Origin of the sequence: Chitinophaga sp., from assembly GCF_036569185.1 — a bacterium.
GTDB lineage: Bacteria > Bacteroidota > Bacteroidia > Chitinophagales > Chitinophagaceae > Chitinophaga.
The window spans coordinates 1-11,070 of sequence record NZ_DATCRD010000263.1 but is presented as its reverse complement, the minus strand read 5'-3'; the positions used below and the strand labels follow the sequence as shown (position 1 = coordinate 11,070).

The following is an 11,070-nucleotide window of genomic DNA, read 5'->3' as shown; positions in this document are numbered from 1 at the left end:
GGTATTTTCCCGATAGATAAATGGGACTTCAAAAGTGAATCCATCCTTATGGATTTGCCCGCTGATATTTATGAGATACTGACCGCTCATAAAAGTGAGCAGCTGTATGCCAAAAATGAAATTCTCTTCAGGGAAGGCGCTGCTCCTTCCGGCATATTTTATATTGTAAAAGGTAAGGTAAAAAAATATAAGGCAGATCATGAAGGCAGGGAGCAGATCATCTACGTGGCAGGCACAGGGCAGCTGATAGGGTATCATGCTATTCTTTCGGAAGACCGGTACCCGGATTCCGCCGCAGCAATGGAAGAAAGTAGAATTGCCTTTATTCCTAAAGAAGATTTTCTCAGTGCGCTGGAAGCTTCCCCCCTGCTCAACAACAGGTTATTAAAAACATTAAGTCACGAATTTGCCGTGCTGGCTAACAGCCTTACGGTGTTTGCACAAAAAACAGTAAGAGAAAGACTGGCACTGCAACTGATCATTATCCGGGAGAAATACAAGGTGAATTATGTGGAAGGAACGCCTGTAGTGATAAATATGAGCAGGGAAGATCTTGCCGGTCTTGTTGGCACCGGTCGCGAAAATGTAACACGGATGCTCACTGAATTTAAGGAAGCGGGTTTATTGGAAACCCAGGGCAGGAAAATTATGATCAGGGATGTTAACGGGCTGATTAAGATAGCCAATTATAAATAGCTGTACCTGATGCGGTGTATCATTTTAGAAACCCTCACACGGAAAGCATCATAAAACATCGCTACTACCAATACTGCTGCCGGCAAATAAAAAGTAAAATATTTAAACTTCAGAAACAGGTACCCGCCTGCAATTCCCCCTGCCAGGAAAAAAAAGATAATTACCAGCCGCAGCATTATTTTCCGCTTTACAGCAGCGCTGTTCTGACCGGGTGTGGATATTACCGTATACAGGTCAATCCCAAGATCCGTGAACATTCCCGTGAGGTGCGTAGTTCTCACCACATAACCCGAAATAGTGGATACCAAAGCGTTTTGCATTCCCATGGCAAAAAGCAGGCTGCCAGCAAAATACTCCGTTTTGATAATGGACTGATCAAATGTATGCCCAAAACCTGCCACCATCAGCAGGATTAAAACCTCCCCTACTATGGGTATAGTATATCCGAATCGCCGGTGCCGGCTTTTACCGGTACAAAAACTTGAAAAAAAGGCTCCTGCAAGAAAGAGTAACAGCCATAAGCCTACCATTCTTGCCGACCTCAGATCGCCGGTGGCCAGTTTCTGCGCCAGTAACGCCGCATGGCCGGTTACATTGGTGGTTAATACAGAGAAGGCAAGAAAACCCGCCGCATTCACCATCCCGGCGGTAAAACATAAAAGTACAGCCAGGCGTACATTATGCCTGTAATTCCTTTTTCTTCCTATATGACGCAGCATTTACTTTTTCTTTAAGCCCCAGAGCTCTCCCCATCACCAAAAAGGGATCTGCCATTGTACGAAGGTACTGGCAGATCCCTTTGATTTAACTGATACTTTGCACATCAAAAAGTGCAAAAATTCACTTTCTAATTATCCCACCACACCTTTGTGCTCTGGATAGCCGATTGTTGTGGTTGTGCGTTGGTTAATATCTCGCTTTGCGGATATAATAACCGCCGGGGGATGTCTATCAAAGCGCCGTCTACTTTCTGCAACCTGGGAAAACCAGTCCTCCTCCAGTCGTTATACGTTTCAAAGTTGAAAATATTAGCTACCGCTTTTTCTTCCATGATCAGCTGCAACGCGTTCCCCGCAGTTAGCTTACGGCTGTTTACATAAGCAGTAGCGGCTGCGGAAGTAGTATCAATGCCGAGTTTGGACAAATGTGAGTTAATAGCGTTAACATACACCGGCTGCGCCGCAGCAAAACCACTGGTGATCAGCAACGCCTCTGCCTGTATGAACAACGCTTCTGAATAATTGAAGATATAATTGGAAGATGCTTTGGCGCCATAGAACGCGGCAGGATAAGAGTACTTAGCCAGGTCGCCGGTGGGGGTACCTATTCTCCTGCCGGTATACAGCCCTGTTGTTTTGGCCGGGGCGATCATCATCGGCAACCGGGGATCATTCCGGTTACGCAATGTATCTACCAACGTGGCATTCATCACATAGGTGGTTACCGGGGTAAAGGTGAGGTACCAGATGTTTTCCGATCCGGCTGCGCCTGTGTAGGTGAACTTAAAATCGTCGTTGTTGGATGCCATACCGTTCTTTAAAGCGGCCATGGCGCTTTCCGCCTGGGTTTTAGCCGAATAGCCCGGCGCTTTTGTGAGATGCATATAGTACCTGGCTTTCAGCGACCAGGCAAGCTTGCGCCAGGCGCTCATATTACCGTTGTAAAAATAATCGTCGCCGCCGGGAGTTTTGGGGCTGCTGTTTTTATCGATGTTGGCAATGGCATCGCTGAGCAGCGACTGGATACTTTTGTAGATATCTTCCTGCTTATCATAAGGCACTTTGAACACGCCGCTGGTAAACCCTTTTGAATAAGGGATATCCCCCCAGAAATCGGTAGCGGTGCCCAGTGTGTAAGCAGTAAGTATTTTAGCGATAGCCGCATAGTTCCAGTTGTTATTTGCTTCCGCTTTTTTATTCAGGGTGATGAGATTATTGAGCGAGCTCACGTAGAAATTAGACCAATCCCCGTCCATATCACTATTAAACAACTGGTAACTGCCCACGTAAGGATTCAGCTGGTTGGCGGCGATGTTCTGCACGTAGTTCTGTATAATAACTCCCGCATTGCCGCCCTGGATATTGTCCGAAATGTTCAGCTCCAGCGGTGGCAGGATCAGTGATTCCTGTACATCTACCGGGTTGTTGGGATCTTTGTTCACATCCAGGAACTTTTTGCAGCCCTGTAAACAGAGCCCTGTGAGCAGTAGTATATAAAGCGACTTTTTCATGTTGATAAATTTTAGTGGTGCTGGCATACTAGAAACTGAATTTCAGGGAGAAGTTGATAGAGCGGGCGGTAGGCGTGGAAAACGCATAGATACCCTGTGAGCTGTTGCCGGTGCCATAGGAGCTTACTTCCGGATCAGCGCCGGTAAAGTGTGGGCTATAGATCCAGAGGTTCCTGCCGGCAACTGCCAGCGATGCAGTTTTGAAAGGCGTTCCTGCCAGGAAAGAGGCAGGAAGGAAGTAGGAAAGACTTACATTCCTCAACTTGATATAAGTACCATCCTGGATGGTAGATTCATATTGCCTGGTTTGATAGTAGGTTTGCGCATCTACTTCCACGGTATTGGCTTTTCCATCTACCTCGCTGATTCCCGGCACCACCATTTTACCGCGGTTAGCCGTTACCTTTGCAGTACCGTAATAAAAACCGGCTGATTCCACATCATTTTGTACATCGCCTCCTTTTTTCATGTCGAAGAAAAAGGATAAGCTGAACTGTTTATAGCGGAAATTGTTATCCATACCGGCCAGCCAGTCAGGATTAATATCGCCAACAATACCCTGTTGCGGATCCACCACCGGTAAGCCCCCTGCGTCGATAAGCAGCTCCCCGTTGCTGGCGCGCTTATAACGGGCCCCAAAGAAAATATTATATGGTTGGCCTTTGATCAGGCGCCCCAGCTGGTCGATATCCGGCCCCAGGGTAAGCACCTCGTTTTTAATCTTCGAAAAGTTCAGGGTAATATTCCAGCTGAAATCTTTCGACTTCACCGGGGTAGCGCTCAACAGCAACTCTATTCCTTTGTTGGATATTTCCGCAGAGTTAAAAGTGGTACCGCTATAGCCCGTAGCATTGGAGATCTGCGAGCCCGGAATGAGCCCGTTTTTGGAACGGCGGCTGAAATAAGACCCTTCAAAGCTGATCCTGTCTCTCAGAAAACGCATTTCAAGTCCTGCTTCATACTCATTGAGCCGTTCATTGATGAGCGCTGGATTACCTAATGCAGATGTCAGTAAAAATCCCTGTTGCCCCTGGAACGGGAACAGGAAGTAACCGGCATTGGTATTCCTTCCTGCCTGTATATAAGGAGTAGAAAGTGCATACGCTCCTACTCCATCATTACCTACCGTAGCATAACTGAACCGCACCTTTCCGAAGTTCATGATACCTGAAGCCTTAGATCCAAGAAATTCAGAAAAGATAAAACTGGCCGCCGCCGATCCGTAAGGGTAAAAGTTTTTATCGGGATTGAGCACAGAACTGCCATCATACCTGCCGGTAAGCGACAGGTTCAAAAAACGGTTGTACTCTATATTCGCCTGTGAATAGAAGCCCACTTTCCTGAGCTGCGTGTGGCTTTCCGTACCGGTGATAGTGGTACCGGACGATAGATTGTTAAAGTCGGTAATATTCAGCCCGGTGCTGTTGACATTCATATACTGGTTGTAAGTAGTATAGATATTATTACCAAGCAGCAGGTTCACATTAAATTTGCCGAATGTTTTTGTAGCATTAACGATCAGGTCATTGTTGAATTGCCGGAAGTTGATGTTCTGGTTCCTGATCTGCCCCGTGAGCCCTATCTGCGGACTTGGATATTCTACATATTTATCGGCCTCCGTGTAAATATCTGCGCCCAGTCTTTCTGTAATCGTCAGCCAGCTGGTGGGAGTAATATTAGCGGTAAATACCGGGAGAAACCTGTTTACAGTGGAATTATTGCTGATGTTATCCAACGTCCACAAAGGCATATTCCTGGAATTACGATAGCCGCGCTGGGAGCCATCCGGCAGGAGCACCGGGTAAGGATTCCAGGAGATAGGTTGCAGCAACAACACAAACAAAGGCCCGTTGCTGGCGCCTTCCGGCAGCCTGTCCTGGTCGGAATTGCTGTATCCCATCTGGAAGGTAGTGCTTACATACTTACCTATTTTGGAAGTATATTTCGCAAAAAACGAATGCCGTTTAAAATCATTTCCCGGCATCACCCCTTTCTGGTTAAAATAAGAATAGCTGAGAAAATAGTTGGAACTATTATTACTGCCGGAGGCAGAGATAGTATTGTTGGTAGTGACACCGGTACGGAAAAAATCGTAGGGATCGTAGGTAGGCGCAGGTGCGCCGTTTACCTTGAGCGTATCCATACGAGGTCCCCAGGAAAGACTTGTTTTCTTGTCGGCATCCTCCCCGTTGTAAAAGATTCCCCCGGTACCCTGCCCATAAATATTCTGCCGTTCCGGTAACAGCGGATGTTCAAAGGAAGCATCGGAAGAAAAGCTGAACACCGGTTTTTTATCCACCCCGCCATTTTTAGTGGTAATGAGCACCACGCCCCTGGCGCCGGATGAGCCATACAACGCAGTAGCAGCGGCGCCTTTGAGGATGTTCACATTTTCTATAATAGCAGGATCAATATCCGAGATACGGTTCACGCCGGAGCCAGCCGCCCCGCCGCCGATGTTACCGGTTTCCGTATTGTCTACAGGCACCCCATCGATGACAAATAATGCCTGGTTTTCCCCGGTAGGGGAAGAATTACCCCTGATCACTATCCGGGAGGAGGCGCCTGCATTCCCCGATGAACTGGTAATTTGTATACCCGGCACCTTGCCTGCTAAAGTATTCACCAGGTTAGGCTCTTTTGTTTTTAACAGCTCCTCCCCGTTCAGCTGCTGGGAACTGAACGTAAGGTTGCGCTTATCCCTTTTTACACCCAGCGCCGTTACCACCACTGTGTTCAGGGCGGAAGTATTGCTGGTTAAGGTGATGGTAAAAGTAGTGCTGCTGCCTACGGGAACTTCCGCATTAAGGAACCCTACGCTGGAAACGACCAGCGAATTCTTCTCGTCTACGGTTAATGTAAAGGTGCCGTCGGCTCCGCAGGTAGTAACGGCCTTGCCATTCTTTTCCCGGACAGTAGCGCCTATAACAGGCATGCCGGAAGAATCGGCCACTGTACCTGTAATCGCTTTTTTCTGCGCAGATGCAGAAAAGGAGAAGATAGCAATAAAACATACCACGCATAGCGGTACAAAGCATCGTGATACTGCTGATTTTGCTGATTGTGCCATTTGATGAACGTTTTGGTTGACAGGTTGAAGGCCTCTCATAGAATAGTTAGCGCGATAAAATTAGGCGTAAGGGGTATACATGGATTCAGAATAATTAACCGATTGTAAACGAATATTACCCCAAAACTCCTTATAGGATTAATTTACGAACTAGTTAACTGTCGTATTGACAATAATATAAATAAGAAGAAAAGATGATGAATGCTATTTTATATGATTTTTCATTTTCTCTTCATCTTCCGCTTTTAGCTTTGTTCCATCATCAAAAAAATTATTAACCATAAACTTTGATTATGAAGACTAAAGGATTAATGTTTATCGCCTTTTTTGTTTCCGGCACCGCTTTTGCACAAACCGCCGCAGTAAAACAGGACCAGCAGGTTAAAGCAGGTAGTAAAAGCACGGTGAGTGCCGCTGCTGGCAGTCAGCACGTATCCGTGCCGGCCAATGCCTCTACCGAAGCAAATACCCGATCATCGTCCTCAGTATCTGCAGGCCAGGTGAATATACAGGCCGGCGTTGCGCATAACCAGGAAAGTGCAGTTACTGCAGATCCGGCAGCTGTTTCCACCGCGAAGGAAGATGTAAAGTCGGGCGCTGCAGGCAGCCTGGAAACAGGCGTTAAAGCGGGCAATCAACTGGAAAAACAAATGATAAAAACAGGCGAAGCCACCGGACAACAGGTAACGCAAAGCGTGAAGAATGTAACAGCAGTTGCGGGTAATGCGGTGCGTGTAAACAGTACGGTAAATAATTCCCTGAAAATAAAAGCAGCGCCTGTGAGTGTAAAAACAATCACCTCAGGAGCAGTAGGGCTTAAGGGTCTTTAATTTAAAAAATACAGGTTTTTGCTGAACAATGGTAAAAACCTGTATTTTTATCTCAATGAAGCAATTTCCTACATACCAGTTAGCACTGATCATAGTATTGGCAATCGTTAAACCGGTGGCTGGTTTTGCGCGGGAAACAGGCAAAGAGAAAGACATATTTGCACCGGGAATCCATTCCATGCTACCCGTTGCAGATTCAGCAGCGCCCCAGCCTAAGCCGGGCGAAACGCAGCAGGGAACAACGATCCCGGAGATAATAAAAGAAGTACCAAAATCACGCAGGCAGGTAAAGCCTTTGCCAATACCCGGTCCGATACCGGTTAAGCCTATCAGGGTCATCAAACCTAAGCTCATCAGGCCTAAGTTGGGATTAACCCTGTAATAAAGGAGTTCAATATGAGCAAATATTTCTTAACGCTTTTAATGGCATGGCTATTCAGCATGCCGGCGTTTTCACAAACAGATACTACAACAGCGGACACTAAGAAAAAAGTTACACTTACTATAGGAGCTACCTACTCCAATGATGTTAGCTATTATGGTCAGAAAGCAGAAGAAAAAATGCCTTACATAGCGGCGAGCGCGTCGCTCAGGCTTCCTTTCGGCCTTTACTTTACAGGTACGGGTTATCGTTTGCTGAATGATTCAGGCAGCGTAGTTTCTGCCAGCAGTGCGGGCATTGGATTTGAGTTTAAGCTGAGTAAAAAGCTGGTGGCCGACCTTAACTTCAGCCATACTTTTTTCCCCGCATACTCCCCCTTCCTGCAGGCGGCCAATCCGGATAATGCCGGCGTTTCCCTTAAATATGAATACTGGATGACAACAGGGATAAATGCAGATTATCATTTCGGCAAACAGCAAGACGTATTTGTTACGCTCAGCACTGAAAAACAGATCAGCCTTGGCAGCATTTTTAAAGGAAAGGATCTGATCACGCTTACGCCACAGGTAGAAGTGACGGGCGGTACCCAGCGTTTTTATCAGACCTACACGCGGGAAAAACTGCTGCGGGACAGCCTGTTCAGGATAATTCCGCTACCGGGCATCGGAGGGCTTAATCCTGCATCCACAGAAAGCGAATCTACCACCACAACTGTTTCTCAATTCAACCTGCTTTCTTACAACCTGCGGGTCCCCCTGGCTTATAACCGCTCGCACTACCTGGTGGAAGCAGCCTACCAGCTTTCCGTACTGGGAGCCAGGGCGGAAACAGGAGGTGGAAAAGTGAATTCATTTTTTAATTTCAGCGTTTATTACCAGTTCTGATGATATGAAAGTTTTGATCGTAGAAGATGAAAGGTCTATAGCTTACGAAATGGAAGCATTCCTTAAAAAGGCGTTTTATTTGTGCGACCTGGCTCACACAGCAAAACAGGCATTGGAAAAGATGGAAGAAAACCAGTATAGTTTTATACTGCTGGATCTCGGTCTTCCTGATAAAGATGGGCTATTGCTGCTACAGGAAGCCAGGAAGAACTACCCCGATGCATCCTGCATTATCCTGTCGGCCCGGGGACAACTGGAAGACAGGATCAGGGGGCTGAACCTGGGAGCGGATGATTATCTGCCAAAACCTTTTTCTTTACTGGAACTGCAGTCGAGAATGCAGGCAGTTATCCGGCGGAAATTCGGCCTGCAGGAATCCTCCGTTGTCATTGGCGATTTTAGGGTAGACCTGAACAAAAGACTGGTAATATATAATGAGGAAACCGAAATAGAGCTATCTAAAAAGGAATTTGATCTGCTTAATTATTTATTGCTTCACAAGAACAGACCTATTACCAGGATGCAGCTGAGTGAGCATATCTGGGGCAGCTTTTCTGATGATGATTATGATTCCAACTATATTGACGTGCATATAAAAAACATCCGGAAGAAGCTATCCGCCTGGTCTTCCGTGGAGTGGCTCCAAACGGTTCGTAGTGTAGGTTACAAAGTAAAAATCTGAATGTGAAGCTTTTCACCAAACTCACACTGTTTATTACGCTTTCGAAACTGGCTATCGTCATACTTTTTGTATGGCTGTTGCCTGTGCTGGTGAACAGGATTGCATACCAGTACAACGATTACTACCTGAAAGAGCAAAAGCGGAAAGTGCTGAACGTAGTCGGCAAAAGTGGTATAGATGCCTACCTGCAGGGAGAACCAAGTTATGGCAGCTATACCATGCTGAAAGAGGAATATATTTCCCTGGAACCGGCAGGCAAAACGGTTCCGGTGGATACCATCGCCACCCTGCGCCGCGTTGTGGAAGGCGACACACTCACTTACCGGGTGCTTAGTCACACATTCAGTCATCACAACAGGAATTATATCCTCGAAGTAGGTAAAACAACCGCCACTATTGATGAATATAACCAGCCTTTGCAGCGAATGGCCCTGTATGTGCTGATCGCCCTGATGGTGAGCACTATTGTTATAGACCTGGTTTATACCCGGCTTCTCCTGCGCCCGCTGGCTACTATCATCAGGAACCGGCTGCTGAATGCCCGCTTTCCTTTCAGGGAAACCTCCCCTCCCATTAAAACTTCCACTACAGATTTCAGGTACCTCGATGACTCACTCACGGAGCTGATGGGCAAGGTCAGAGATGCCTTTGAAAAAGAACGGGAATTCACTTCCAATGCCTCCCATGAACTGATGACCCCCATCAGCATCCTGCAAAGCAAAACGGAAAACCTCATGATAGAAGAAGAACTACCCGAGGCTATCCAGAAGAAGATCCTGGACATGATGAAAACCCTTAACCGCCTTAAAAAAATCGTTCATTCGCTGCTGCTGATCTCGCGGATAGAGAATAACCAGTTTCCCCGGTCCGACAGTTTCAACATAAAGGAGCTGGTACAGGAGGTAACCGATGAGCTGGAACACCGCCTGCAGGAACAGCAACTGGCTTTCCACCTCCAGCTTTCAGGAAAAGTGGTATTAACGGGGTTGAACCACGACCTGATCTTCCAGCTTGTTTATAACCTGCTGAATAATGCCATCCGGTATAACAAACCGGGCGGACAGGTGATTATCCGTGAAAATTATACGCCCGGCAAACCATACCAGCTCATCATCGGTGATACAGGCATCGGTATACCTGCACATGAAATAGGCACTATCTTCCAGCGGTTTAAAAAAGTGGAAAAAAACGAAAATGAGGGATATGGGCTGGGGCTTTCCATTGTACATACCATTGCAACGTATCACGATATAGCGATTGAAGTAAGCTCGCAGCCAGGCGCCGGTACAGAATTCACGCTTAGCTTTCCGCTTCCGGCGCCCGCTTCCGGTTATAAAAGGTTTATATAACACAGGTATCTTACCAAAATCTCCAGTAAATATAACACCAGGCAAGCGCATACAATGCCAGCCAAAGCTTCAGGCTTTGATACCAGGGGCGTTTCACTTCCCCCTCTCCCCAGGTGCGCAGCCATGTTATATTCCAGATGAATGGTTTTATCTGCTCCGGCTGAGGGGCGGTTGTAAAAACAGATACCACCGCTATCAGCCCCATGGTAAGCACTTGCGCGATAGCGCCAACATACAGCCAGTGAAGATTAATATTTACGGCATACAATGCAATGGCGAGTAATACCTGGATGATAACTCCTCCCAGCAACCCGGCAATTGCGCCACCATAACTGGCCCTTTTCCAGAAGATGCCCATCAGCAATACAGAAATAAACGGGGTAGCAATGTAGGTGACGCCGGTCTGGAAATACTTAAATAATCCTACCGTGCCAACATACGGCGATACCAGGGAAGAGATCAGTAAAGCTGCGCCACCGGAGAGCTGGCCGGTGATAATTAACTCCCTGTCTCCTGCCTTTTTCCTCCAGAAACGGCCGTAAACATCCAGTGAAAAAATTGTAGCCACACTATTGGATAATGCGCTGACGCTGGCCATTACCGCTGCGAAAAAACCGCCCAGGATAATTCCTCTCAAACCGGAAGGAGCAAAGAGCTGCAGGGCTACAGGGAATGCGCGGTCCTGGTTATCGGGCAACAGCGAAGGCCCCTGACGCATTATATCCAGCCAATGATAAATAATCAATCCCAACAAACAGGTAACGAGTGGTCGTACAATATTGATAAACCCTGAGAAGATCAGTCCCATCATCCCATCCCATTTGCTGCGGGCGGAAAGGATCCGCTGGATCATTACCTGGTTGGACGACTGGTAAAAAAGAAATACGCCAAAAGAAGCAAGTATCAAACTTAAAAAAGGAGCCTGCTGATCCGATGGCGGATGGTAG

10 protein-coding genes are annotated in these 11,070 nt (G+C 46.9%); 5 read left to right on the top strand and 5 right to left on the bottom strand.

Features of this window, described 5'->3' with window-relative positions; translation table 11 throughout:
- Positions 1-696 (top strand): Crp/Fnr family transcriptional regulator (locus VIM72_RS20195; RefSeq protein ID WP_332004631.1); only part of this gene is annotated, 696 nt, incomplete at its 5' end.
- Here the strand turns inward: VIM72_RS20195 and VIM72_RS20190 are convergent.
- From VIM72_RS20190 to VIM72_RS20180, 3 genes are all read right to left on the bottom strand, one after another.
- Positions 687-1,415 carry a YoaK family protein gene (locus tag VIM72_RS20190; RefSeq protein WP_332004630.1) on the bottom strand — a complete coding sequence of 243 codons (729 nt, stop codon included), beginning with the start codon at positions 1,413-1,415 and terminating at the stop codon, positions 687-689. The genes VIM72_RS20195 and VIM72_RS20190 overlap by 10 nt on opposite strands.
- A gap of 128 nt (positions 1,416-1,543) precedes the next feature.
- Positions 1,544-2,926 carry a SusD/RagB family nutrient-binding outer membrane lipoprotein gene (locus tag VIM72_RS20185; RefSeq protein ID WP_332004629.1) on the bottom strand — a complete coding sequence of 461 codons (1,383 nt, stop codon included), beginning with the start codon at positions 2,924-2,926 and terminating at the stop codon, positions 1,544-1,546.
- A 28-nt stretch (positions 2,927-2,954) separates the two neighbouring features.
- The gene (locus VIM72_RS20180; protein ID WP_332004628.1) at positions 2,955-5,996 is read right to left on the bottom strand and encodes a SusC/RagA family TonB-linked outer membrane protein; all 3,042 of its coding nucleotides are present in this window, start codon (positions 5,994-5,996) and stop codon (positions 2,955-2,957) included.
- A 293-nt stretch (positions 5,997-6,289) separates the two neighbouring features.
- Between VIM72_RS20180 and VIM72_RS20175 the strand changes: the two genes are divergently transcribed.
- Positions 6,290-6,826 carry a hypothetical protein gene (locus VIM72_RS20175; RefSeq protein ID WP_332004627.1) on the top strand — a complete coding sequence of 179 codons (537 nt, stop codon included), beginning with the start codon at positions 6,290-6,292 and terminating at the stop codon, positions 6,824-6,826.
- Here VIM72_RS20175 and VIM72_RS20170 read toward each other — a convergent pair.
- Positions 6,797-7,180: a hypothetical protein gene (locus VIM72_RS20170; RefSeq protein ID WP_332004626.1), complete on the bottom strand. Its 384-nt coding sequence runs from the start codon at positions 7,178-7,180 to the stop codon at positions 6,797-6,799. The two genes, VIM72_RS20175 and VIM72_RS20170, sit on opposite strands and share 30 nt — an antisense overlap.
- Positions 7,181-7,222: 42 nt before the next feature.
- Here VIM72_RS20170 and VIM72_RS20165 point away from each other — a divergent pair, with 42 nt between their 5' ends.
- From VIM72_RS20165 to VIM72_RS20155, 3 genes are read left to right on the top strand one after another with little or no spacing between them, the layout of a single operon-like run.
- Positions 7,223-8,092: a hypothetical protein gene (locus VIM72_RS20165; RefSeq protein WP_332004625.1), complete on the top strand. Its 870-nt coding sequence runs from the start codon at positions 7,223-7,225 to the stop codon at positions 8,090-8,092.
- Positions 8,093-8,096: 4 nt separating this feature from the next.
- Complete coding sequence (locus VIM72_RS20160; RefSeq protein ID WP_332004624.1) at positions 8,097-8,774, top strand: response regulator transcription factor; 678 nt, start codon at positions 8,097-8,099, stop codon at positions 8,772-8,774.
- A 2-nt stretch (positions 8,775-8,776) separates the two neighbouring features.
- A complete protein-coding gene (locus VIM72_RS20155) occupies positions 8,777-10,123 on the top strand; it encodes a HAMP domain-containing sensor histidine kinase (RefSeq protein WP_332004623.1) in 1,347 nt (448 codons plus the stop codon).
- A gap of 10 nt (positions 10,124-10,133) precedes the next feature.
- On the opposite strand, the gene VIM72_RS20150 is transcribed toward VIM72_RS20155, so the two are convergent.
- Positions 10,134-11,070 (bottom strand): sodium:solute symporter family transporter (locus VIM72_RS20150; RefSeq protein WP_332004622.1); only part of this gene is annotated, 937 nt, incomplete at its 5' end.